This is a genomic window from Serratia sp. BIGb0234 (genome assembly GCF_024809915.1).
In the GTDB taxonomy this organism is placed as follows: Bacteria; Pseudomonadota; Gammaproteobacteria; order Enterobacterales; family Enterobacteriaceae; genus Serratia; species Serratia liquefaciens.
In genome coordinates this window covers 338,601-362,518 of sequence record NZ_JANUEI010000001.1, presented here as the reverse complement: position 1 = coordinate 362,518, position 23,918 = coordinate 338,601, and the positions used below count along the sequence as shown (strand labels likewise).

Annotated in this window: 27 protein-coding genes; 16 read left to right on the top strand and 11 right to left on the bottom strand. The window is 56.3% G+C overall.

Annotated elements, in window-relative coordinates:
• Positions 1-16 precede the first annotated feature (16 nt).
• On the top strand, positions 17-838 hold the full coding sequence (locus tag M2407_RS01915) for a MetQ/NlpA family ABC transporter substrate-binding protein (RefSeq protein WP_020825812.1): 822 nt from the start codon (positions 17-19) through the stop codon (positions 836-838).
• Between the two features lie 51 nt (positions 839-889).
• Here M2407_RS01915 and M2407_RS01910 read toward each other — a convergent pair whose 3' ends face one another.
• Positions 890-1,534: a TetR/AcrR family transcriptional regulator gene (locus M2407_RS01910; protein WP_128863966.1), complete on the bottom strand. Its 645-nt coding sequence runs from the start codon at positions 1,532-1,534 to the stop codon at positions 890-892.
• Between the two features lie 175 nt (positions 1,535-1,709).
• On the opposite strand from M2407_RS01910, the gene bhsA (M2407_RS01905) reads away from it, so the two are divergent.
• Positions 1,710-1,967 (top strand): multiple stress resistance protein BhsA, encoded by a 258-nt coding sequence (gene bhsA / locus M2407_RS01905; protein WP_020825810.1) that lies wholly within the window; start codon positions 1,710-1,712, stop codon positions 1,965-1,967.
• Between the two features lie 203 nt (positions 1,968-2,170).
• A complete protein-coding gene (gene bhsA / locus M2407_RS01900; protein WP_020825809.1) occupies positions 2,171-2,428 on the top strand; it encodes a multiple stress resistance protein BhsA in 258 nt (85 codons plus the stop codon).
• A 63-nt stretch (positions 2,429-2,491) separates the two neighbouring features.
• On the opposite strand, the gene M2407_RS01895 is transcribed toward bhsA (M2407_RS01900), so the two are convergent.
• Positions 2,492-3,415: a bifunctional helix-turn-helix transcriptional regulator/GNAT family N-acetyltransferase gene (locus M2407_RS01895; RefSeq protein ID WP_041414322.1), complete on the bottom strand. Its 924-nt coding sequence runs from the start codon at positions 3,413-3,415 to the stop codon at positions 2,492-2,494.
• Between the two features lie 465 nt (positions 3,416-3,880).
• On the opposite strand from M2407_RS01895, the gene M2407_RS01890 reads away from it, so the two are divergent.
• From M2407_RS01890 to M2407_RS01870, 5 genes are all read left to right on the top strand, one after another.
• Positions 3,881-4,552: a CsgG/HfaB family protein gene (locus tag M2407_RS01890; protein ID WP_020825807.1), complete on the top strand. Its 672-nt coding sequence runs from the start codon at positions 3,881-3,883 to the stop codon at positions 4,550-4,552.
• 18 nt (positions 4,553-4,570) lie between these two features.
• Positions 4,571-4,927: a DUF4810 domain-containing protein gene (locus M2407_RS01885; RefSeq protein ID WP_041414320.1), complete on the top strand. Its 357-nt coding sequence runs from the start codon at positions 4,571-4,573 to the stop codon at positions 4,925-4,927.
• Positions 4,924-5,583, top strand: a complete 660-nt coding sequence (locus M2407_RS01880) for a DUF799 domain-containing protein (protein ID WP_259216631.1) — start codon at positions 4,924-4,926, stop codon at positions 5,581-5,583. Before M2407_RS01885 ends, M2407_RS01880 begins: the two co-directional genes overlap by 4 nt.
• 131 nt (positions 5,584-5,714) lie before the next feature.
• The gene (gene amyA / locus M2407_RS01875; RefSeq protein ID WP_259216630.1) at positions 5,715-7,205 is read left to right on the top strand and encodes an alpha-amylase; all 1,491 of its coding nucleotides are present in this window, start codon (positions 5,715-5,717) and stop codon (positions 7,203-7,205) included.
• Positions 7,206-7,328: 123 nt separating this feature from the next.
• Positions 7,329-8,177, top strand: coding sequence for a PA4780 family RIO1-like protein kinase (locus tag M2407_RS01870; protein WP_020825803.1), 849 nt, complete (start codon positions 7,329-7,331; stop codon positions 8,175-8,177).
• 29 nt (positions 8,178-8,206) lie between these two features.
• Here M2407_RS01870 and M2407_RS01865 read toward each other — a convergent pair whose 3' ends face one another.
• Positions 8,207-8,425, bottom strand: coding sequence for a hypothetical protein (locus M2407_RS01865; protein WP_041414319.1), 219 nt, complete (start codon positions 8,423-8,425; stop codon positions 8,207-8,209).
• Positions 8,426-8,495: 70 nt separating this feature from the next.
• Between M2407_RS01865 and M2407_RS01860 the strand changes: the two genes are divergently transcribed.
• A complete protein-coding gene (locus M2407_RS01860) occupies positions 8,496-9,308 on the top strand; it encodes an AraC family transcriptional regulator (protein ID WP_259216629.1) in 813 nt (270 codons plus the stop codon).
• Here the strand turns inward: M2407_RS01860 and M2407_RS01855 are convergent.
• Together M2407_RS01855 and lsrG are read right to left on the bottom strand one after the other, a co-directional pair.
• The gene (locus tag M2407_RS01855; protein ID WP_259216628.1) at positions 9,305-9,898 is read right to left on the bottom strand and encodes a LysE family translocator; all 594 of its coding nucleotides are present in this window, start codon (positions 9,896-9,898) and stop codon (positions 9,305-9,307) included. The genes M2407_RS01860 and M2407_RS01855 overlap by 4 nt on opposite strands.
• Positions 9,899-9,983: 85 nt before the next feature.
• Positions 9,984-10,277: a (4S)-4-hydroxy-5-phosphonooxypentane-2,3-dione isomerase gene (gene lsrG, locus M2407_RS01850; protein ID WP_020825799.1), complete on the bottom strand. Its 294-nt coding sequence runs from the start codon at positions 10,275-10,277 to the stop codon at positions 9,984-9,986.
• Positions 10,278-10,463: 186 nt separating this feature from the next.
• On the opposite strand from lsrG, the gene lsrK reads away from it, so the two are divergent.
• The 7 genes from lsrK to M2407_RS01815 all read left to right on the top strand — a co-directional run bounded on the left by lsrK (position 10,464) and on the right by M2407_RS01815 (position 16,673).
• Positions 10,464-12,029, top strand: coding sequence for an autoinducer-2 kinase (gene lsrK, locus M2407_RS01845; RefSeq protein WP_259216626.1), 1,566 nt, complete (start codon positions 10,464-10,466; stop codon positions 12,027-12,029).
• Positions 12,030-12,264: 235 nt separating this feature from the next.
• Positions 12,265-13,449 carry an MFS transporter gene (locus tag M2407_RS01840; RefSeq protein WP_020825797.1) on the top strand — a complete coding sequence of 395 codons (1,185 nt, stop codon included), beginning with the start codon at positions 12,265-12,267 and terminating at the stop codon, positions 13,447-13,449.
• Positions 13,450-13,659: 210 nt separating this feature from the next.
• Complete coding sequence (locus tag M2407_RS01835; protein WP_259216625.1) at positions 13,660-14,553, top strand: LysR family transcriptional regulator; 894 nt, start codon at positions 13,660-13,662, stop codon at positions 14,551-14,553.
• A gap of 52 nt (positions 14,554-14,605) precedes the next feature.
• On the top strand, positions 14,606-15,067 hold the full coding sequence (locus M2407_RS01830) for a GNAT family N-acetyltransferase (RefSeq protein ID WP_142815697.1): 462 nt from the start codon (positions 14,606-14,608) through the stop codon (positions 15,065-15,067).
• Between the two features lie 58 nt (positions 15,068-15,125).
• A complete protein-coding gene (gene yajD, locus M2407_RS01825; RefSeq protein ID WP_020825794.1) occupies positions 15,126-15,467 on the top strand; it encodes an HNH nuclease YajD in 342 nt (113 codons plus the stop codon).
• Between the two features lie 277 nt (positions 15,468-15,744).
• Positions 15,745-16,380 (top strand): AAA family ATPase, encoded by a 636-nt coding sequence (locus tag M2407_RS01820; protein ID WP_020825793.1) that lies wholly within the window; start codon positions 15,745-15,747, stop codon positions 16,378-16,380.
• Positions 16,377-16,673, top strand: coding sequence for a hypothetical protein (locus M2407_RS01815; protein WP_020825792.1), 297 nt, complete (start codon positions 16,377-16,379; stop codon positions 16,671-16,673). Before M2407_RS01820 ends, M2407_RS01815 begins: the two co-directional genes overlap by 4 nt.
• A 31-nt stretch (positions 16,674-16,704) precedes the next feature.
• Here the strand turns inward: M2407_RS01815 and M2407_RS01810 are convergent, their stop codons facing one another.
• From M2407_RS01810 to M2407_RS01785, 6 genes are all read right to left on the bottom strand, one after another.
• Complete coding sequence (locus M2407_RS01810; protein WP_259216624.1) at positions 16,705-17,436, bottom strand: substrate-binding domain-containing protein; 732 nt, start codon at positions 17,434-17,436, stop codon at positions 16,705-16,707.
• Positions 17,429-18,208, bottom strand: coding sequence for an ABC transporter ATP-binding protein (locus tag M2407_RS01805; RefSeq protein WP_149573466.1), 780 nt, complete (start codon positions 18,206-18,208; stop codon positions 17,429-17,431). The genes M2407_RS01810 and M2407_RS01805 overlap by 8 nt, the downstream gene beginning before the upstream one ends.
• Entirely contained in the window at positions 18,201-19,199 is a 999-nt protein-coding gene (locus M2407_RS01800) for an iron ABC transporter permease (RefSeq protein ID WP_217330944.1), read from the bottom strand. The genes M2407_RS01805 and M2407_RS01800 overlap by 8 nt, the downstream gene beginning before the upstream one ends.
• The gene (locus tag M2407_RS01795) at positions 19,196-20,236 is read right to left on the bottom strand and encodes an ABC transporter substrate-binding protein (protein WP_048761328.1); all 1,041 of its coding nucleotides are present in this window, start codon (positions 20,234-20,236) and stop codon (positions 19,196-19,198) included. The genes M2407_RS01800 and M2407_RS01795 overlap by 4 nt, the downstream gene beginning before the upstream one ends.
• A 187-nt stretch (positions 20,237-20,423) precedes the next feature.
• Positions 20,424-22,721 carry a beta-glucosidase BglX gene (gene bglX / locus M2407_RS01790; RefSeq protein WP_142815700.1) on the bottom strand — a complete coding sequence of 766 codons (2,298 nt, stop codon included), beginning with the start codon at positions 22,719-22,721 and terminating at the stop codon, positions 20,424-20,426.
• Positions 22,722-22,836: 115 nt separating this feature from the next.
• The gene (locus M2407_RS01785) at positions 22,837-23,766 is read right to left on the bottom strand and encodes a LysR substrate-binding domain-containing protein (protein WP_115059526.1); all 930 of its coding nucleotides are present in this window, start codon (positions 23,764-23,766) and stop codon (positions 22,837-22,839) included.
• Positions 23,767-23,918: the final 152 nt, after the last annotated feature.

Below are 23,918 nucleotides of genomic sequence, written 5' to 3'. Positions count from 1 at the left end.
TAACCAGGGAATAATGATGATGAAAAAACAAATTATGATGCTGGCTTTCGCCTCACTGACCGCGTTGGCCTCTTTGGGTGCCTCGGCGGAAACCAAACTGGTGGTCGGCGCATCTAACGTGCCGCACGCGGAAATCCTCGAGCAGGCCAAACCGATTCTGGCGAAGGAAGGCATAGATCTGGTGATCAAACCTTTCCAGGACTACATCCTGCCGAACACCGCGCTGGCCAGCCACGATATTGACGCCAACTATTTCCAACACGTGCCTTACCTGAATTCGGTGCTTAAGGATCATGCCGACGACAAGAGCTACGACTTTGTCAGCGCCGGCGCTATCCATATCGAACCTATCGGTATTTACTCCAAGAAGTACAAAAGCCTGAAGGATTTACCGGACAACGGCAAAATCATCATGCGTGACGCGGTGGCGGAAGAAGGTCGTATTTTGTCGATCTTTGAAAAAGAAGGCGTGATTAAACTGAAGCCGGGCGTGAGCAAGGTGGATGCGCGCATTTCTGACGTGGTGGAAAACCCGAAACACCTGAAGTTCCAGGCCAATGTGGAAGGTGCACTGCTGCCGCAGATGTACAACAACGACGAGGGCGATGCGGTGGTGATTAACGCCAACTACGCCATCGACGCCGGGCTGAACCCGACCAAAGACCCGATTGCGGTGGAAAGCGGCGAAAACAACCCTTATGCCAACATCATCACCGTGCACAAGGCCGACGTGAACAAGCCGGAAATTGTTGCGCTGGTGAAGGTGCTGCACTCCAAGGCGATTCAGGATTTCATCCGCGAAAAATACCAGGGTGCGGTGATCCCGGTTAACCAATAATACCGACCAAGGCCGCAGCGATGCGGCCTTTATTCCTGTCGTGTGCCCTGCTTAGACCTTATTGCCCACCTGACTCAGGCGCGGCCAGACCAGCATCAACGCATCAACCAAACGCAACAAATCTTCACGGCTGGCGCCTTCGCGTGCCTGAGTCGACATGCCCTCAATGGTACAAATGATAAATTTGGCCAGCAGCGCGGTATCGGTTTTCACCAACAGTTCGCCCTGTTCTACCTTGCGGTCGAAGCAAGCCTTCAGGCTGGCCTCCTGCATATGATGCTTTTTGCGCAGCATCTCGGCCACATCACCGGAAGAGGACGATAACGCCGCGGACGCACAAACCATCAGGCAGCCGGACGGTTTTTCCGGATCGGTGAACAGCTGCGCCAGAGAACGCACATAATCCTCGACGAGGTCCGCCACCGGCAAATCCTGCTCCAGCCGTTGGTTGATGCACGTGGTGTATTTTTCCAGGTAGCGCTCTACCGCAGCGCGGAACAACCCTTCTTTATTGCCAAACTCCGCATACAGCGTAGGCGCTTTGGCACCGGTCACCTCGACCAGATCGGCCATCGAGGTGGATTCATAACCATGCAGCCAGAACAGATCGAGTGCGCTTTCCAGCGCACGGTCGCGATCAAACTGCTTCGGTCTGCCACGCGTTTTTTTGGCACAGACTTCTTCATTGATGCTCATAGACCCTCTCTTATCCCGCTCTGCAGCAGGGCTTGCCAATTAAATTAACGGTCATTATAAAAAAATATTGCGCTCTCGTCGAGAAGAGATTACCATTTAGTTATCGATCGTTAAGTAATTAACGACAACCAATTCAAATACGCCCATTTACGTTGATAAAACAGGAATTAACATTATGAAAAACTTAAAAATGACGCTTGCAGCCCTTGCGCTGGCCTCTGTTTCATTCGGCAGCTTCGCCGCCGATCTGGTTAATAGCCAACCGGCAGATCAGCAGAAAGCCGGGGTGATCACCGTCAGCGGGGCTTCAGACCTCACCGCTCTGGAGGCCGGTTTGGCGGCCAAGGCTGACGCAGCCGGGGCAAAATCGTTCCAGATCGTTGGCGCAGGCGGCAACAACCAACTGCACGGCACCGCATTAATTTATAAATAACAATAAGTTGATTAAATAACGCTGGAGTGGCTACGGCTTTTGGCCTTCCAGCAAAAAGCTGTCAGAAAAAATTAATTAACGAACACTAAAAAAATGGTTGCAAAGCGTCGAACAGGCGTCTAACATTAAATTATCGATCGTTAATTAATTTAACGACCCAACAGACAAAACCGTATACAGAATATAAAGATAGGAATAAGACTATGAAAAACCTGAAAATCACCATCGCAGCCATCGCACTGGCCACCGCTTCATTCGGCAGCTTTGCCGCCGATTTGGTTAACGCTCAACCGGCAGATCTGCAAAAAGCCGGCGTAGTCACCGTCAGCGGTGCATCCGACCTGACCAGCCTGGAAAACAAACTGGCGGCCAAAGCGGATGAAGCAGGCGCTAAATCATTCCAGATCATCTCAACTACCGGCGACAACAAGCTGCACGGTACTGCGATCATCTACAATTAATGGCTGAATCAGCTATTGCGCAAAGAGGCGGCCTTGGGCCGCCTTTTGTTTTATGGATGGTACTCAGTCGCTTTGCAGATTCTTGAGCAGGTAGATATTGCAGCCGTGGTGGCCGGTATTGCCGCGTCTTTCCGTCAGCAGCGTAAAACCCAGCGCATAATACAATCCCAGCGCCTCTTTCAACTGCTCGGTGGTTTCCAGATAACAGTAGCGGTACCCCGCTGCCCGCGCCGCTTTCAGCGCCTGCACCACCATGTAACGCGCCATGCCTAACCCGCGTACGCTGGGTTTGAAAAACAGTTTTTGCAGCTCGCAGTAACCGACGTCACCGCCCGCCAAAGGGGCAATGCCGACGCCCCCCACTACCTGGCCTTCCTGTTCCAGCACCCAATATTTTCCGCCGTTATCCTGGTAAACGCCGGTCAGGCGATCCAAATCGGGATCGTGCAGACTAACGCCTTCCATTTTATCCATGCCGTACTCGCGGAATACGTTGCAAATAATCCCCGCCATCGCGGCATCATCATCCTGGGTTATCGGACGAACCCGCAAAGCGGCGTCACGCTGCTTACGTGCGTTACGTAATGCCGAGGTCATCTTTTTCATCGCGGCCGTAGTGGCAGCCAACTCATCATCGTCCAACTGCGCCAATGCATCCTGCATAAAACCATCGGCATTGGTGTCTATCGCCGCCAGCGTTTTACGGCCCAAACGGGTCAGTTGATTCAGGTTGTGGCGTTTATCGTGCGGATAATCCACCGCTTCAATCATGCCTGCGGCAACCAGGCTACGCACCGCCCGGCTGGCACTGGCCTTATCGATACACAACCGGGTGGCCAGTTCGGTCACGCCCAGGGGTAGCGTGCTGATCTCAATCAGAATATGGATCTGTAATGGTGAAAAACGGCTGCCGTTACTCTGTTTATTCAGCATGCCCAGTTCTCTGACCAGGTTGCGCGACAATGCCCTGAAATCTCTGATGTTCACAATCAATGTCCCCGTTGCTACCAGCGCTAAAACACTTCACTTAGTTGATAGTGTTACCTAATATTCATTACCATAACGGATTTTTAAACGGCGTGAAATCTCAACCTGACGAGACATCTGCAGCAATCTGTCGCCTCACGCAGAATTACATTCTTTACTGAATTAAATTTACAAAATAAAAATCCACAAAATATATATTTTACAAATAATAAACCCATCAAAAACCGGATAATTCAGCAAACCAGATAAAATACGAATGATATCCTTACACAATCCATTGTATTTGAATGAGTTATTTAATCCCCAATAGCGCCAATTATGTCGATATTCAGTTGTATTTTGTTACATATCCATGGCAGGATTGCCCCGTTTAAATAGCACCTGTTATTTACCCTGCCGTTTAAATTCCTGGCGCAAAACGGTCTGTCTTGCGCGCTTTTATAATCATGGAGAGATTGTATTCCGATGAAAAAATCACTCGTTGTCTGCTCAGTCGCCCTTTCCGTCAGCCTGCTGGCAGGCTGTGCTACTGAATCCTCGCGCTCTCTGGAAGTGCCTAAAGTGGCGTCCTACAACACCAGCTACCAGGGGCAGCGCAGCCCTATCTCCGTCGGCAAGTTCGATAATCGCTCCAGCTATATGAACGGCATCTTCTCCGATGGCGTCGATCGCCTGGGCAACCAGTCAAAAACCATCCTGATCACCCATCTGCAGCAAACCGGCCGCTTCAACGTGCTTGATCGCGCCAATATGGATGAGTTGAAAACTGAAGCCGGCATTAAAGGCCAAACCCAGACGCTGAAAGGCGCCAACTACGTGATCACCGGTGACGTGACCGAATTCGGCCGTAAAGAAGTGGGCGATCACCAGCTGTGGGGCATTCTGGGACGCGGTAAAACGCAGGTGGCCTATGCCAAGGTCAATTTGAATGTGGTCAACGTACAGACCTCAGAAGTGGTTTACTCCACCCAGGGTGCCGGCGAGTACCAACTATCCAACCGTGAAATCATCGGCTTCGGCGGCACCGCCAGCTACGATTCCACCCTCAACGGCAAAGTGTTGGATCTGGCCGTACGCGAAGCGGTCAATAACCTGGTTGCCGGTATCGAAAGTGGCGCATGGCGCCCTGCTAACTAACGGAATAGAAGCAGCAATATGATAACTAAAAAAATGGGTGGGGCGCTGTTCGCAGCGACCCTGCTGGCCGGCTGCGCCGCGCCAAAAACGCTCTACAACTGGGATGGCTATCAAACTTCGATTTACCAATATTACCAACAGGATGGCCAAAGCCCTGAACAACAGATTTTGACGCTAAAAGAAATTGCCGAAAAATCTCGCGCCAAGAATAAAGCCGTGCCGCCGGGCCTGCATGCGCAACTGGGGTTGCTGTACAGCAAAACCGGCAATACCGGCCAGGCCATGACCGAGTTCAATACAGAGAAAACGCTGTTCCCGGAATCAGCGCCGTTTATGAATTTCCTGATGGCTAAGGATAAGGGGAGCTTTAAATGAAACGTGCATTAGGTTTCTTCAGCGTCGCCGTTACCCTGCTGTTGAGCGGCTGCGCCAAACAAGCAGCTTACGATTATGCAGCCTTCCACGAGAGCAAGCCGAAATCCATCCTGGTGCTCCCTCCTGTCAATCAGTCGCCGGATGTCAAAGCCAGCCATAGCGTCCTTGCAAGCACCACGCTGCCGTTGGCGGAAGCCGGTTACTATGTGCTGCCGGTCGCCGTGGTCGAAGAGACTTTTCAGCAAAACGGCCTGACCAACGCCAACGATATCCGTGCGGTCAGTATCCAAAAGCTGCATAAGATCTTCGGTGCCGACGCTGTGTTGTACCTGGATGTCACACAATACGGCACCAGCTATATCGTTATTAACAGCGAAACGCGCGTTACCGTGAAAGCCAGGTTGGTCGATTTGCGTAACGGCAAGCAACTTTGGGCCGGCAGCGCTACCGCCTCCAGCAACGAAAATAACAACAACTCCAGCGGCGGTCTGCTGGGTATGGTAATCAGCGCCGCCATCGCGCAAATTGCCGATACCATCAGTGACAAGGGGTTCGATGTTGGTGCTATCGCCAATACCCGCTTGTTGTCAGCAAACGGCCAGAACGGCGCCATTTTGTATGGCCCGCGCTCGCCGCATTACGCCAGCCAACGCTAACCTCCAAGGGCGGCAGATCCGGCCGCCCAAACCTGGTTTCCCTTTTGCCAAAAGTAGCCCATGCTGTAACAGTGATGGGGTGAGCTACCGCTCATCTTGCACCTCCTTTTGGCAAACAGGACGGCTTGCTCATGACGAAAAAAACCACGTTGCTGCAGTTTTTCCATTGGTATTACCCCGATGGCGGTAAGTTATGGCAGGAAGCCGCCGAACGCGCAGAGCAAATTGCCGGGATCGGCATCACCGACCTGTGGCTTCCCCCTGCCTATAAAGGCGCTTCCGGCGGCTATTCGGTAGGTTACGACAGCTATGATCTGTTCGACCTCGGGGAGTTCGATCAAAAAGGCAGTCGCGCCACCAAGTACGGCGATAAAGAGGCGTTGACCCACGCCGCCAACCGGCTGCGGGACAACGGCGTAAGGGTCATTTACGACGTGGTGTTTAACCATAAGCTCGGGGCCGACGAAAAAGAGCAGGTGCACGTATACAAAGCGGATGCCAACAACCGCAATGACATCAACGATCAGGGTTTTGACGCCCTGGCCTATACCCGCTTCACCTTTCCAGGGCGGCAAGGTACCTATTCCAAATTCATTTGGGACTACAAATGCTTCGGCGGAGTGGATTACGTAGAACAGCCCGATGAAAAAGGCGTTTTCAAAATCGCCAATGATTACGGCGACGACGGCTGGAACGATCAGGTCGGCGACGAGAAAGGCAACTACGATTACCTGATGGGCGCCGACGTTGAGTTTCGCAACCCCGCCGTGACGGAGGAACTGAAATACTGGGCTCGCTGGCTGATGGAGACTCTGCCCTGCGACGGTTTCCGGCTGGACGCCGCCAAACACATCCCGGCCTGGTTCTTTAAAGAGTGGGCTGATCATGTGCGTGACAGCGCGCAGCGCGATCTGTTTATCGTCGCCGAATATTGGTCGCACGATCTGGCAGCGTTACAACAGTATATTGACCTGGTCGAGGGCAAAGTGATGCTGTTCGACGTAGCCTTGCACCTGAAGTTTCATCAGGCATCCAAGCAGGGGGACGGGTTCGATATGGCGCAGATTTTCACCGACACCCTGACCGCCGCCGATCCGGCCCATTCGGTCACGCTGGTCGCCAACCACGACACCCAGCCGCTGCAATCGCTGGAAGCTCCGGTCGAACCCTGGTTCAAACCGCTGGCCTATGCTCTGATCCTGCTGCGCGAACAAGGCGTACCCTGCGTGTTCTATCCCGATCTGTACGGTGCCAGCTATAAGGATAAAGGCAGTGACGGCCAGGAATACCAAATTGATATGCCGGTGATCCCGGAATTGGAAAAGTTGATCCAGGCGCGTCAACGCTTTGCCAACGGCGTGCAAACCGATTATTTTGATGATAAAAACTGCGTCGCTTTCACCCGCAGCGGCACCGCCGATGCCCCTGGCTGCGTGGTGGTGCTCACCAACGGAGCTGAAAGCGGCAAAGCGGTTTCGCTGGGCGATGCTCTGGCACATAAAAGCTGGCGTGATCTGCTCGGCAACCGTCAGGATGAGGTCATCACCGACGAACTGGGGCAGGCAACTTTCCCGGTTAACGGCGGCAGCGTAAGCGTTTGGGTGTTGGCGGAAACCCTGTAGCGGGTGCGCCGTTGCGGCGTTCGGTCGCAACGGCGGCAAACTATTTTTTGCCTTTCAGGTCTAAATTGGGGTAACACCTTAGCAAACCATTCACACCGGAGCCTAAATAGGGTACAAGGCTGCATGAAAATTCCAAAACGACTCCAGCCATTGGTAGATGATGGTTTAATTGACGACGTCATCCGCCGTTTGAAAAGTGGCAAAGAAGCCGACGTCTTTATCGTGCGCTGCGGCGAAGAGATCCGCTGCGCCAAAGTCTACAAAGAAGCAGAAAAACGTAACTTCAAGCAGGCCGTGAACTATCAGGAAGGGCGCAAAGTGCGCAACAGCCGTGATGCGCGCGCCATGAGCAAAGGCTCTAAATTCGGCCGCCAGCAGCAGGAAGAAGCCTGGCAGAACACCGAGGTCGATGCGCTGAACCTGCTCGCCAAAGCGGGCGTTCGCGTGCCGCAGCCGGATATCTGTCTGGATGGCGTATTGCTGATGGAACTGATCACCGACGAAGAAGGCCTGGTAGCGCCGCGCTTGAGCGATGTTACCCTGACGCCGGAACAGGCACGGGCCGATCACGCATTGATGATGAACTACGCGGTACGCATGCTGTGTGCCGGGCTGGTGCATGGCGACCTGTCGGAATTCAACGTGCTGATGGACAAAAACGGGCCGGTGATTATCGATCTGCCGCAGGTGGTGGATGCCGCCGCCAACAACCACGCCAAAAGCATGTTCGAACGTGATATCAACAACATGTCGCAGTTTTACGGTCAGTACGCGCCAGAACTGCTCGGCAGCAAATATGCCAAAGAGATTTGGGCGCTGTACCAGGAAGGTAATCTGACCCCGGCGAGCGTGCTGACCGGCAAGTTTGTCGAGAGCAACAAACGCGCCGATGTCGGTTCCGTCCTGGAAGAGATCCAGGCGGCCAGCGAAGAGCACCAACGCCAACTGATGGCCCGCAACGAAGAAGATTAATCCTCCGGCCCTTTTTATCGGGCCGGGGTTTACTCGATCCTGACGACGTCAGGATGGCGTTCCGTCGCAGCCTCGTGGTAAATGTCCCCCAGATAGCCGGCTATCTCGCTTTCGGTCAATTCATCCGGCAACACGATGTCGTAACTGCGCGCATACTTGCGCTCCGGCAACGTCACGCGAAACAGCTGCCACTGCCCCCCTGCCCGTTTGACCCCCAGCAGGCGGCCGAACACATTAAAAATCATCACCCGCATTCCCTCCCCGGTGCGTTTTAGGCTATAACACAAGCTAGCCCCGTCGCATCGAAAAGGAAAGACAATGACCGCTAATGCGCCACAGTTCTGGCGTGATCCGCAGCTCCCCTTCGTGGAAGCCCGCGCCATTGAAGATGGCCGCAAGGTTTGTTACGCCCTGCATAGCCATGAAATCTTTTCCATCGGCGCCATCACCGACGGCACCAGTATTTATATTAACGGCAGCCAAGCGTTGCAGGTGAGCACCGGCGATGTGGTGATCATCAATCCGCAGCAGGCCCACGCCTGTAACCCCATCGGCGACCAGCGCTGGTCATACATCATGTTTTATATTGATGCCGCCTGGCTGGGTAAATTGCAGCAAGAAATCGTCGGCGGCGACGGCCGTTTTATCCCCTTCGCTCAGGTGCTCAGCCGTGACCCCGAACTGTTTGGTGGCCTGAACCGGCTGTATGAGCTACTGATCGACCCACTGCGCTGCCATTTGGAAAAACAGATCGCTCTGGTGGAATACTTCAGCGATTTGCAGACCTCTTTGGGGAATACGCCGGTAACCCCCTACGAGCACCCAAGATTGGCGGCCGCAGCAACCTTTATCAACGCGCATTGCACCCAACCGCTCACGCTGGAAGCCATCTGCCAGGCGGCAGCGCTTTCGCCCTCTTACCTGATACGCGCCTTTAAACAGCGTTACGGCATGACGCCGCATGCTTATCTGGTTAACCAACGCATTCAATTCGGTCACCGGTTGCTGAAACGCGGTTATCCGATCGCCGCAGCGGCCAGCGAAAGCGGTTTTGCCGATCAGGCGCACTTTCAGCGCACCTTCAAACTGTTGCTGGCCGCCACCCCCGGCCAGTACCAAAACCCACGCTAAATGCCGTCGGCCAACAGATAGCAGGCGCTGGCTGCCAACAGCAGCGCCATCAAGCGATTAAAACGCCGTACGTTGCGTGCCTGCCGTAGCAGGCCGGTCAACATCGCGCCGGTGTAAGCCCAGCAGGCCACCGAGGCATAACAGATCACAAAGTAAATTACCGCGAACTGCCACAGCAGCAGGCGATCGCCATCGGCAACAAACGCTCCCAGACTGGCCACCGACGCCAGCCAGGCCTTGGGGTTCAGCCACTGCAACAGCGCGCCGTACCAGAAAGAAGGGGCTTGCGGTTGACTACCCTGCCCCAAGCGGCCGTCATCAAACGCCAGTTGATACGCCATAAACAACAAAAACGCGATGCCCGCCCACTGGATAACCTGCGTCAGCACCGGCCACAGCTCCAACAGCGTGTTCAGCCCCAGACCTAGCAGGATCAACAGCAGAGTAAACCCCAGCGTGGCGCCCGAAACATGGCGCAGAGTGGCGTTGAAACCGAATTGTGCCCCCGCGCTCAGGGCAACGATATTGACCGGACCGGGGGTGATGGAAGCGGCCAGCGCAAACGCTGCCATGGAAAGATAGATATTCATTAAAGGCACCTGAGAAAGAGTTCACAGATGCCAGACTGACGGCTTGGCTTGTCACTGTATTGAACAGAATTACCCTACGCCGGCGCTAACCCGGCATCAGGCCGATAAAGCTGGTTTTCTTGCGTGGGCCGGTCATCAGCGCTTCCAGTTTCTCCACGCATTGCAGATAGTGCGGCGTCTTTTTGTGAGCGGCGACCGCCTGCTCGTCCCGATAGGCTTCATAAATATAAAACCGCGTCGGGATGGATTCATCTTGCAATACGTCAAAACGCAGGTTGCCCGGCTCTTCTATCGCCCCCAGGTGATTGGCACGGAAGACCTCAATAAACTCGTCGATTTTGTCCTGTTTAACGTTAATTTCTACCAGTGTGACGTGCATGGCGACTCCTTGTTAAACCTCGAAGGTCAATGTTCTTTCCAACCATAGGTTTAATCCCACAGATTGCCCCTCCGCAAGGGTAATTTTGCTGCCTGGCTCACAAATCCCGCCAGGCCTGTCGCTTCCCCCACCGGGGCGAACAGTACGGCATCTATAGTTAAGGTTCCTCCCCAGAGAGTGTGAGCTATGGATAACTATTTGATGGCGCTGGATGCAGGCACCGGCAGCGTTCGCGCGGTAATCTTCGATCTGGCGGGTAACCAGATCGCTCAGGGCCAGGCGGAATGGCGGCATTTGGCCGTGCCGGGCGTGCCCGGTTCCATGGAGTTTGACCTCAGCCACAACTGGCAACTGACCTGCCAATGTATCCGCCAGGCGCTGCAAAACGCCGGTCTCTCTGGCCAGGCCATCCGTTCCGTGGCCTGCTGCTCCATGCGTGAAGGCATCGTACTCTACGATCGCGACGGCGTGCCGATCTGGGCCTGCGCCAACGTTGATGCCCGTGCCAGCCAGGAAGTCAGCGAACTGAAAGAGCTGCAAAACCATAATTTTGAGCGCGAGGTTTACCAGTATTCAGGCCAAACGCTGGCGTTGAGCGCCATGCCGCGCCTGCTGTGGCTGGCGCATCACCGGCCGGACATTTACCGTCAGGCGGCAACGCTGACCATGATCAGCGACTGGCTGGCAAATATGCTCAGCGGTGAACTGGCGGTGGATCCCTCCAACGCCGGTACCACCGGCATGCTCGACTTGGTCAACCGCGACTGGCGTCCGGCGCTGCTCGATATGGCCGGACTGCGTGCCGATATGCTGTCGCCGGTGAAAGAGACCGGCTGTGTGCTGGGACACATCACCGAACAGGCGGCACAGCAAAGCGGCTTACTGCGCGGCACACCGGTCGTGATGGGCGGCGGCGATGTGCAACTGGGCAGCCTGGGGCTGGGGGTGGTGCATGCCGGACAGACAGCCGTGCTGGGCGGCACCTTCTGGCAACAGATCGTCAATCTGCCGGAACCGGCCACCGATCCGGAGATGAACATTCGCATCAACCCACACGTGATCCCCGGCATGGCACAAGCGGAGTCGATAAGTTTCTTCACCGGGTTGACCATGCACTGGTTCCGCGACGCCTTCTGTGCCGAAGAGAAGCTGCTGGCGGAACGGCTGGGTGTCGATGCCTACAGCCTGCTGGAAGAGATGGCGGCGCGCGTGCCGCCTGGGGCCTACGGCGTGATGCCGATATTTTCCGACGCCATGCATTTCAAGACCTGGTACCACGCCGCGCCGTCGTTTATTAACCTGTCGCTCGACTCGGAACGCTGCAATAAGCAGACCCTGTTCCGTGCGCTGGAAGAAAATGCCGCCATTGTGTCGGCCTGCAATCTGGAACAAATCGCCAGCTTCTCCGGCGTGCAGGCCCGTTCGCTGGTGTTCGCCGGCGGCGGCTCGAAGGGCAAGCTGTGGAGCCAAATCCTTAGCGACGTTACCGGCCTGACGGTGCGTGTGCCGGTGGTGAAAGAAGCTACCGCGCTGGGTTGCGCAATTGCCGCTGGGGTGGGGGCGGGACTGTATGAATCGTTGGCGCAAACCGGGGAACAGCTGGTGCGTTGGGAGCGAGAATATCAGCCGGATATGGCCAACCATGAGCTGTACCGGCAGCAAAAAGAAACCTGGCGTCAGGTGTATGCCGATCAGCTCACCCTGGTCGACCACGGCCTGACCACCTCGATGTGGAAAGCGCCGGGCTTGTAATACACGACCGGGTGCAGCCTGCTGCACCCATCGCATAAGCTTATGCCAATTAAACATTTAGCCAGCCTGACGGCCGATACCCCATGCCAGACTGGCCGCGCGCGATTATTCCCCCTCAGAAACAGTGTAACCACCGCAAACGGATTTATCCGCCGCAGAGGCCTGCGTAAATTGTGATCTCTGTCACTCCGCGCCTACCGCGCGGTTTACGCATCCACCTGGGACGAGCGGTACTATGCTGAATAATAATGAGAAACCTGCACCATCACCCTGGCTGGCGATCTTCTCGCTGACCGTCGCCTGCTTTGTGATGGTTACCACCGAATTTCTACCGATTGGCCTGCTGACCAATATCGCCCCATCGCTGGACGTCAGCACCGGCAAAGCCGGACTGATGGTGACCGTGCCCGGTATCGTCGCGGCCATCGCCGCCCCTGCTCTCAGTCTGGCGGCCGGTCGGCTCGATCGTCGTCTGCTGATGCTGGCATTGAGCGTGCTATTGACGGTTTCCAACCTGGTCTCCGCACTGGCGGTAAACTTCCCCATGATGTTGCTGGGCCGCGTGCTGCTGGGCATCTGCGTCGGCGGTTTTTGGGCCTTTGCCGCCAACTACGGCCGTCATCTGGTGCCGGAAGCCAGCCAGGGCCGGGCCACTGCGCTTATCCTGAGCGGCATTTCGGTCGGCGCCGTGTGCGGCGTTCCTGCCGGTGCGTTGATTGGAGACCTGTTCGGCTGGCGCGCCGCTTTCTTTGGCAGCGCGGTGCTGGCGGTCGGGGTGTTATTGGCACAGCTGCGCCTGCTGACATCGGTACCCCCCACCCGGCCGGTTACGCCACGCGATCTGCTGTTGCCGCTGCGTCTGCCGATGGCGCGTACCGGGCTTATTGCCATCGTGCTGCTGTTTATCGGCCATTTTGCCGCCTACACCTATCTGAAACCGCTGCTGCAGCAGGTATTTGTCCTCAGCCCGTCGGCGATTTCGCTGCAGCTGCTGGCCTATGGCGCCATTGGCCTGCTCGGAACCTTTTTGGGCGAGAGGCTGGCCGAACGCAGCCTGCGCGCCACCTTTATCCTGATTGCCGCCATGTTGGCCGCCATCCTGATTGTGTCGCCGTTCCTCAGCGGCATCGCCGGGGCTACGCTGATGGTGATGGTATGGGGGTTGGCGTTCGGCGCCGTGCCGGTGTGCGCTACCAACTGGATGTTCGCTGCGGTACCGCAGGCACCGGAGGCCGGCCAGGCACTGTTGGTCTGCGTGATCCAGATTGCCCTGGCCTCCGGCGCGCTGCTGGGTGGAGAAGTGGTTGACTGGCAGGGCGTCAGCAGCGCCATGTTGTTCGGTGGCGCACTGACCCTGTCCGCCGCGCTGGTATTCGGCCTGACCTTGCGCTCCGGCATGATTAGCGCTAAACAGTCATAATCATTATTTACTGGCAGAAACACTCCCCGGCTTGCCGCCGGGGTCAGACGGCTGACAAAGTCCTCTGTGCTTAAAAGTCATGTTTTGTGTACTAATAAAAACAAAGAATGATGTCTTCAGGTTTATCCCAAACACCCGAAAACCACGCTTTTCGGGTGTTTGTCATCAAATTCACCCCGGCTTGCCGTCGGGGTTTGCACTGAGAGCGCTATGGATCATCATTTACTCGCTATCCGGGTGTTTAACCGCGTGGTGGAAACCGGCGGCTTCACCCGTGCCGCGGACTCGCTGCGGATGCCCAAAGCCACCGTCACCAAGCTGATCCAGAGCCTGGAAGATCACCTGCAAACCAAGCTGTTCAAGCGCACCACCCGCAGCGTGTCGGTAACGCCCGAAGGCGAATGCTACTACCAACGAACGGTTAAATGGCTGGCAGAGCTGGAGCAAATGGAAGGCAGCATGACCGAGTCGCAGAGTGCGCCGCAGGGCGTGCTGCGCATCGACGTTGGCGGTGCCACCGCTCGCCAGCTGCTGTTGCCGGCGCTGCCGGACTTTATTGCCCGCTATCCGCAAATACAGATTGATCTGGGCGTGGGGGATCGACTCATCGACCTGATCAACGACAGCGCTGACTGCGTGATCCGCAGCGGTCCGCTGGCCGACTCCAGCCTGATTGCCCGCCGGTTGTTCGAGCTTGAATGGGTAACCTGCGCAACCCCGGCCTATCTGGCTCATTACGGTACGCCGCAGCATCCCTGCGATCTGGAACTGGGGTATCCGCTGGCACACTATCGTCATGCGTTGAACGATCGCATCCTGCCGCTGCACTTTGTCGATCGGGGCAAAGAAATCGATATCCAGCACCGCTATCACGTCAGCGTCAACGAAAGCAATGCGCTGCTGGCGGCGGCGCTGGCCGGATTGGGTATCATCCAAACCTTCCGTTTTATGGCACAACCGCATCTGGACAGCGGTGAGTTGGTCAGCCTGCTGCAAGACTGGCAACCACCGGCTGAGCAGATGTATGTGGTGTACCCTTCCAACCGCCATCTGAGCGCCAAAATGCGGGTATTTATCGATTGGGCGATCGAGACCTTCAAATAGGCGAAAATCGTCGCTATAGTTGTCTGCCCTTGGGCAAAAAATGAACCGAATCATGCGTATCGAACGACTTTCTGCGCATCGCCAGCGCATTGGTGAACTGGCCGCTTTACTGCATCAGGAGTGGCAGGACTTCCCCCCGTGGAGCTGCCGAGAGAAAATCAGCCAGCGCCTGGAACAGCGCTGTGAACCACAGCACCCCGGGCTGGCGCTGTTGGCTCTGTCACCGCAACAACAGATCCTCGGAACCGCCAGCCTGATCGTTTACGAACTGGCAGATAAGCCAGAGCGCAAGTTCTGGCTGGGGGAAGTCTTTACCCATCCACAACACCGCGGCCAGGGCGTGGCTAGCGAACTGATCGCCCAGTGCATTGCCCACTGCCGACGGGAACAGATCAGCGCGCTGTATCTCTACACGCCCGACCAACAACCGCTTTATCAGAAACTGGGCTGGCAACCTGTTGAGCAACGTGAAGTTTGTGGCGAAACCGTCACGGTGATGTGCCGCACGCTGTAAGCCGGCGCTTTGTGGTATTATTTTACGCATTATTATTATCACCCGACGGGCATACACCATGGCATATATCCCAAAAAACTACGCGAGGCTGGAGACTGGCTACCGCGAAAAAGCGCTGAAAATCTTTCCCTGGGTCTGCGGACGCTGCTCGCGTGAGTTTGTGTACTCCAACCTGCGCGAACTGACGGTTCACCATATCGATCACGACCACAGCAACAACCCGGAAGACGGCAGCAACTGGGAAATGCTGTGCCTTTATTGTCACGACCATGAGCATTCAAAATACACCGAAGCCGATCAGTATGGCTCAACGGTTGTTGCCGGTGAAGATGCGCAAAAAGACGTCGGTCTCGCGACCCATAACCCGTTCGCCAACCTGAAGTCGATGTTGAAAAAGTAGCGTTCTGGCAGCCTCATCATTAGCAGCTTAATAACTTATTAAGCTGCTAAATTAAAAAAATCCTTCCGCTTGTCCCCCCTTCCCAGAACATTCCTACTTACCCGCTGACTACGTTACCAGCAAAATAGGCTGTAAAGTTAACCGCATACTGGCTTGGCAAGCCGCCGACATTGGTGCATATTGTTCAGGCTCTGTTGTAGTTAACCTGTTTAGTTATCAACCTAATAAGCATATTAACTTAATAAGTTACCAGCTTAATAACTTGAGAGATGGCAGCATGATTGTTTTGATTGGCTCGCAAAAGGGTGGCGTAGGGAAATCGACCAAGGCGGTCAATATCGCCGGATATCTGATCCTCAAGCAGGGAAAAACGGCCATCATCGTCGATGCCGACGATCAGAAATCAATCATGACCTGGTATAACGATCGCCAAAATGTTGAAGGTCTGCCGCATATTCCGGTGGTTGCCGCCTCGGGTAAAATCAAAGAGACGCTGCTGGAGCTGGATCGCCATTACGACTATGTGATTGTCGACACCGCCGGCCGCGACAGCGCCGAACTGCGCTCGGGCCTGTTGGCCGCCGATCTGTTCCTTTCTCCGCTGCGCCCGTCGCAGATGGATCTGGACACCGTCGGGTATCTGTCTGAAATGTTCGCCACGGCGCAAGAATATAACGAGAAGGTGAAAGGCTACATCGTGCTGAACATGTGCCCGACCAACATCTTCATTAATGAAGCCAACGAAGCGGCGCAGGTATTAAGCGAATACCCGGAACTGACGCTGGTCAGTAACCGCCTGTGCGACCGCAAGATTTACCGCGACGCTTGGGGCGAGGCGATTACCGTGCATGAGGCGCATAACGAAAAAGCGCAGGCGGAAATCGAAAGCCTGGTGAAGGAGGTGATCCTGTGAAAAAACGCACCCCAACCCACCGCATGTCGGAAGACGAATTTATCAATAGCGCCACGTCGCACACTTTGCTGGTTCCCGCCCCCGAAGCCAAGCCGCAGGGTCGCAAACGCACTTACAAAGCCATTTCAGTCAGCCTGACCGATAATCACGTAGACGCCATTGATGAAATCATTGTGCAGGCGGCGCGTAACGGCGTGGTGCGCATTACCCGCTCCGATATCATCAAGCTGGCGATTGACGGCCTGGCGGAGAAGAGCGAAGAACATCTGATGCAACTGCTGAAAAAGCTGTAATAGCCTCTTAACCTGCCAACTTAATAAGCCATTAGCTCACCAGGTTGGCAGGTAAAAACCCCTGTTCACGCAGTATCGCCTGCCCCTGTTCCGCCAGAATAAACTCGGCCAAGGGCTGTGCCCGTCCATCTAACAGACACAGACCATAGTCGGCCTCAATCGTCAGCGAAGGCGGTAACTGCCGCACCACCAGCTCGGGAAACCTTGCCAACGCCGCACCATAGCTGGCGTAACCGAGGAAGATATCCGCCTGTCCGCTGTTGAGCAGATACTCAGCCGCCGGCCGGTCCATCGGCAACGGCGCCGAATCTGGGCCGCCCACCAGAGCCAAAGCCCGTTGCCGCAGGGCTGTCCCCTGCCCCGGCAACAGGGATTCAATACGTTCAAATAATTGCAGCGCATAGTCACCGGAAGGATCGGCACCCGGCGTTGAGGTCGCCACCCGCCAACGCGAGTCCAGCAGTACCGCCAACAACGGGCGTTCTGTTAGTCCGGCACTATTATGTACCGTCGCGCATAACCGATTACGGGCAAAAGTTTGTACCCGTGGCGATAAATGCAGATCGACCAATCGCTGCGGATGCGCCAGATTGGCCGAAGCGAAAACATGCGGCCGTTCACCGGCTTCAATGCGCTGACGCAGCAGGCCTGCGGGACCAAATACCGCATCTACAACCTCGCCGGTTTGTGCCTGAAACGCGGCCAGCAGCGGCCCAAATGCCACACGCAGGCTACCGGCGGCAAACAGCAGAAGATTACTCATGATGACGCTCCCTTTGACTGCGATATAAAGGCACCAGCGTTTCAAACTGCCGCCCCTCAATCTGCAAAGCCACCCGCTCAATCGCCAAATCAAACAGTGGCGACAAGCACTCGGCCGTCAGCACCTTGGCACAGGGCCCGATTTGATGCTGTCCCTCGGCCCCCAGCAGCAAGGCGCGATCGGCCACCGCATGAGCATGGTTGGGTTGATGGGTCGAAAACATCACCGCCATCTGTCGTTCCCGCGCCAGTGACGAGATCAGGCTCAGCACCCGATCCTGGTGATGAAGATCCAATGCCGAAGTGGGTTCATCCAGTATCAGCACCTCGCAGCTCATCGCCAGTGCGCGGGCAATCAGCACCAGTTGCCGCTGTCCGCCCGATAAACTGCCAAATTCGCGGTCGGCAAAGCCCAACATATCCAGCGACTGCAGGGCTTCTTTCGCCAGCCGATGATCCTGCGCCGAAGGGGAGCGGAACAACCCCACATAACGCGCTCGCCCCATCAGCACGATATCCAGCACCCGATAGGCAAAAGGCGCCGTGAAATGCTGCGGCACAAAACCGATGCCGCCGGCACATTCAACCGCCCCCTGTTGCAGCGGCAGGGTGCCGAGCAACAGCTGCATCAGGGTACTTTTGCCGCGCCCGTTGGGGCCCAGTACCGCCAAGACTTCGCCACGCGACAATTGCAGGCTCAGCGCGTTAAACAAAGGCGCTTGGCCGGGCCAACCAAAACTGAGATCTTTAACCGTCAGTAATGTCTCAGCCATGCCAACCTCTCAGTTGCGCACGGCGCAACAGCAACGCAAACAGCGGTGCGCCAATCAATGCCGTTAAAATGCCCAGCGGAATTTCACTGCTGCTCAGCGTGCGTGCCAAATCGTCGATCAACACCATATACAACGCCCCCAAACACAGAGAAGCCGGTAACAGACGACGATGATCGGGGCCAACCAGCAGCCGGGCAACGTGCGGAATAACCAACCCAACCCAGCCAATGCTGCCGCTGACCGCCACCTGTGCGGCGACAATCGCGGCGCACAGCGTCAGGATCAACCAGCGGGTGCGCTCGACGTTAATGCCCAGTGCAGCGGCATCCTCATCCCCCATCGACAGCAAATTGATTCTCCAGCGCAATGTCAATAACAGCCCGCCAGCCAACAACAACGGCAGGAAAAGCATCAACAGTTTATTGTCGTCGGCGGTGGCGAAGCTGCCCAGCAGCCAGAACACGATGCTCGGCAGTTTCTCTTCGGTATCGGCCAGGTATTGCAACAGGCTGACGCAGGCGGAGAAAAAGCCGCTGAGGATCACCCCAGCCAGCACCAGCGACAAAATATTGCGCCGGGCGATGGCGCTGGTAATGGCAAAAATCAGCAGCAACGCCGCCATGCCGAATACAAATGCAGACAGCAACAGCGCGGCCATCGGCAGGCTAAGTAAAATTGCCAGCGTGCCGCCAAAGGCTGCACCGGAAGAGACACCGATGATATGCGGATCCACCAGCGGATTACGAAATACCCCCTGCAGCGCGGCGCCACACAGGGCCAGAGAGGCGCCGGCCCCCATCGCCAATAACACTCTGGGTACGCGAACCCCCAGAATCACCTGACGTTGAACCGCATCGATAGCACCGTTCGGGCCGGTCAACGGCTCGAGCAGGATCATCAGACTGTGAGCTGCCGATACCGGGTAACGGCCAATCCCCAACGACAGCAGCGCGCAAAGCAACGTCAGCAGGAGCAGCCAGCCAAGCCTCATTGCTCGCTCTGGCAACAGCTGCTGCGATAATACTGCCGGTAATAGGCATCCACCCGCTGCTGCAAATTGACGTCGCTAAAACGCTGCGGATACAGCTTTTTCGCCATCCAGAGTTCACCCAGCGCCAGCGCTTCCGGCATCGGGTAGCCCCAGGCCTTGGCGTATTCCGGCATCAGATAGACACGTTTATTTTTTACCGCGTCAATCCCCTGCCACTGCGGCGAACTGAGGATTTGCTGCACCACCTCGGGATAACGCTCCTGAACGAAAATCACCGCCGGGTTCCACTTCAGCACGTCTTCAATCGATACCTGCTTAAAACCCTGAATATCCTTCGCCGCCACGTTTAGCGCACCGGCGTGCTGCATCATCAGCCCGGTGTATTTGCCCGATCCATAAGTGGTTAAATCCGGATTGGCCATATACACCCGAACCCGTTGGTCCGCAGGCAGGTCTCGCAGCCGGTCGGCCACCAGCGTTCTCTGCTGAAAAACGTCCTGGATCATCGCTTCTGCCTGCGGCTGGTGCCCCATTACCGTGCCGATCAGGCGGATACCGTCCTGCAGGCCGAGGTTATAGGCCTGGTCTTCATCATTGAGTACCGGGTTCATTTTCCCGGCCTGATCCGCCGCCTCACGGCGCAACGAAATAGCCACCACCGGAATACCGGCCCGTTCAATCTGGGCAATCATTTCCGGCGGTGCGTAGTTAGCGACAAACACTACCTGCGGGTGCAGGCTGAGCAGGCTTTCGATATTCACCGAGGTGAGATCGCCCGGCATCGGCATTTTTGCCAACCCAGGTGCCAGCCGCAGATAATTCGGCCCCAGCTGTTTCTTCCAGCTACTGAGCACACCTACCACCTGCGGCAGCGCGTCGAGCTGCACCAGCAGGTTCAGCGTCTGGTGTTGCAGCACCACCGCGCGGGTGATGGTATCGGGCAATGTGACCTGTCTGTTGAGTTGGTCGGTGACCTGGCGATCCGCCTGTGCGGCGGAAGAGAAAAGAATAAAAATCAGCAACAAGCGTTTGAACATGGGGGTTTCCGGTGAGTTATCGTTATATATAAAATCATATAGCGATAGCTGTGGCGAAACAATCAGCGGGATCAAAACAACGGGATTTTCCGTGCGAAAGCAGAACGGTTATGCGTTGAAGAGCTTGGGATCTCAAAAGCAACGCAAACCCTCTCCCACCGCGATGAGAGAGGGTCAGAGAGGGTGATTACTTCAGCGTAAAGCTCTGTGTTTGCACGTTGTCGGAATCCAGACCCACCATCACGTTAAACTTGCCCGGTTCCGCGCCCCATTTCAGGCTGGCGTTATAGAACTTGAGATCGTCTTCGGTGATCGGCAGCTCAACAGTCTGCGCCTGGCCCGCTTTCAGCATCACTTTCTTAAAGTTGCGTAGCTCTTTCACCGGACGGCTGACCGAGGCGGTCACGTCCTGCAGGTACAGCTGCACAACGGTGGCACCATCATATTTGCCGGTATTCTTCAGCGTGACGCTGGCGGTGATCTTGCCGTTGCGCGCCATTGTCGGGCTGGAAAGTTTCAGGTCCGACAGGCTGAAGCTGGTGTAGCTCAGGCCATAACCGAAGGGATACAGCGGACCGTTCGGCGAGTCAAAGTAGCGCGAGGTGTATTTGCCCGGGTTTTCCTTGCCGAACGGACGGCCGGTGTTCAGGTGGTTGTAATACATCGGGATCTGACCGACCGAACGCGGGAAGGTCATCGGTAACTTGCCCGACGGGTTGTAATCGCCAAACAGCACGTCGGCAACCGCATTACCGCCTTCGGTACCGCTGTACCAGGTTTCCAGCATCGCATCCGCCTGCTGGCTTTCCCAACTCAGCGCCAGCGGCCGGCCGTTCATCAGCACCAATACCAAAGGCTTGCCGGTGGCTTTCAGCGCTGCGATCAGGTCGCGCTGGCTTTGCGGGATAGTAATATCGGCGCGGCTGGACGCTTCATGCGCCATGCCCTGCGATTCCCCGACCACCGCTACCACCACGTCGGCTTTCTTCGCCGCCTGTACCGCTTCGTCAATCATCTGCTGCGGTGGACGGGTGTCAAACGCCACCGCTGGCTCATACTCGTTCAGGTAGTCGATAATGCTCTTGTCCTGAGTGACGTTGGCCCCCTTGGCATAGAGGATTTTCGCCTTGTCGCCCACCGCACGTTCCAGCCCTTCGCGGAGGGTCACCGACTGTTTGATTACCCCAGCCGCTGACCAGCTGCCCATCACGTCACGCTGGCTGTCGGCCATCGGCCCGACCAGCGCAATGGTCGCCTGTTTGCTTAACGGCAATGTCTGCCGGTCGTTCTTCAACAGCACCATAGTCTTACGCGCGATCACGCGCGCTTCGGCACGGTGCAGGCGGCTTTCGGCATTGGTGTCCTGCGGGTCGGAACCTGCCGGGCCAAGATGGGTGTAAGGGTCTTTAAACAGGCCCATATCATATTTGGTGTTCAACACGTCGCGACAGGCACGGTCAATGTCGCTTTCCGACACCAGCCCGTCTTTCACCAGCCCCGGCAGGTATTGGTCGTAATATTCGTCGCTCATGCTCATGTCGACGCCAGAGGTGATCGCCAGTCGTACTGCATCACGCGCGTCCGCTGCCACACCGTGTTTTATCAGCTCTTTGATCGCACCGTGGTCGCTGATGGTGATGCCCTTGAAGCCCCACTGATCGCGCAGCAGGTCCTTCAGCAGCCATGGGTTAGCAGTGGCCGGAATGCCGTTCACCGAATTGAGCGACACCATGACGCCACCGCTGCCGGCTTCCACCGCCGCTTTATAGGGCGGCAGATAGTCCTGATACATCCGCAATGGGCTCATATCGACGGTGTTGTAGTCGCGGCCGCCTTCAGTAGCGCCGTACAGCGCGAAGTGCTTCACGCTGGCCATGATTGAGCCGGGCTTGGACGGGTCACCGTTTTGGTAGGCGTCCACCATCACCTTGGCGATTTTGGACACCAGCCAGGTGTCTTCACCGAAGCCTTCAGAGACCCGGCCCCAACGCGGATCGCGGGTGATGTCGACCATCGGCGAGAAGGTCATGTTCAGGCCGTCGTCGCTGGCTTCCTGCGCCGACACTCGACCGCTGAGTGCGATGGCTTCCAGATCAAAGCTGGCCGCCAACCCGAGGCTGATTGGGAACACGGTACGTTGGCCGTGCACCACGTCATAGGCAAAGAACAGCGGGATTTTCAGGCGGCTGAGCTGCATCGCCTGATCCTGCATAACGCGGATATCCGGCCGGGTGACGGTGTTGAAGATGGCGCCAATCTGCCCCTTGCTGATGCCGTCGCGGATCGCCTCTTTCGGGTTATCCGGGCCGACGCTGATTAACCGCAGCTGGCCGATTTTTTCTTCCAGCGTCATCTGCTTCATCAGGTTGGAAACAAAGGCATCGCGCTGCTGGGCATTAACGCCTTGCGTTACGGCGTTTTCCTGTGCAAAAACCGGACTGATGGCCAGACCGGACAACATACTCACCACACAAAGCCATTTCATATTTTTTATCTCAGGCATGCTCCCGTCGCAGAGCGCGGCGGAGATGATTAATCGATGTGAAAAGGCAGTGTGCCATACTCCTTTTCACCGCAGAAATACTTTGTAATGTTAAAGGTTACAAGCTATTAGCGCGGGCCGGGCGATAGTTTTTCAGCCGGGTGCGGCTTTGCGCCGCCTCATCGCCCAGGAAATCCACCAGCGTAGTTAATGCCGGCGATTGCACTGCTCGTTCAGGATAGACCAGATAGTAAGCCGCACCGCTGAGCACGCTGAGTGGGAACGGCGTAACGATACGCTGCGCCTGAATGTCTTCCTCCAGCAAACATAAATCACCGATGGCGATGCCAAAACCCTGCAGTGCCGCACTCATCGCCAGATCGAGCGTATCGAAATGCTGCGCCTTACCGGAAGGCAGCGCTTCCTGCCCCGCCGCCTTTAGCCACAGCAGCCAATCGCGGCGATCGCGCGTGGGATGTAACAGCGTTTTCTCCGCCAGATCGGCCGGCGTCGGCGGGCGAGATAAATCGGGCAGGTAAGTCGGCGTGCAGACCGGCGTGAGAATTTCATCGAACAGATGATGCACCGTCAGTTTTTTGCCCTGCGGCTGGCCGAACACCACCGCGGCATCGAAGTGTTCCGCAGCGAAATCCAGCCCGTGCGATACCGAAGCGGTCAGCTCAATATGCATTTCCGGTCGCTCGTTTTGAAGCCGGATAATACGCGGCAACACCCAGCGCATGGCACAGGTCGGGCACTTGATCCGCAAGGTCCCCGGCTGCGCCCCGATTCTGCTCAGCGCCTCATCCAACTGTCCCAGGGCTTGCTGCACCGGGGCCAACAGCATGGCTCCCTGCGGTGTCAACGTCAGGCCACGCGCGCGACGGCTAAACAACGGATAACCCAGATGCTGTTCCAGCCCCAGTATTTGCCGGCTGACCGCGCCCTGCGTCAGGTGCAGGCTCTGAGCGGCGTGGGTGAAATTAAGGCGCTGGGCCACCACCAAAAAGGTTTTCAATACGTCGAGCGACGGCAGTGATGACGACATGGCGAGTTCCTTGATATCCCCTGAAATTCCAAGGATTCCCCCAAATAATTGGAACGACATCAAGGCGGCCAGTGAACGCAACCCGATGAGCTGACATGAGTCAGTGATTCGGGTAAGTGAGCGCAGCCAACGCCGAGATCGTTTCAAGAATG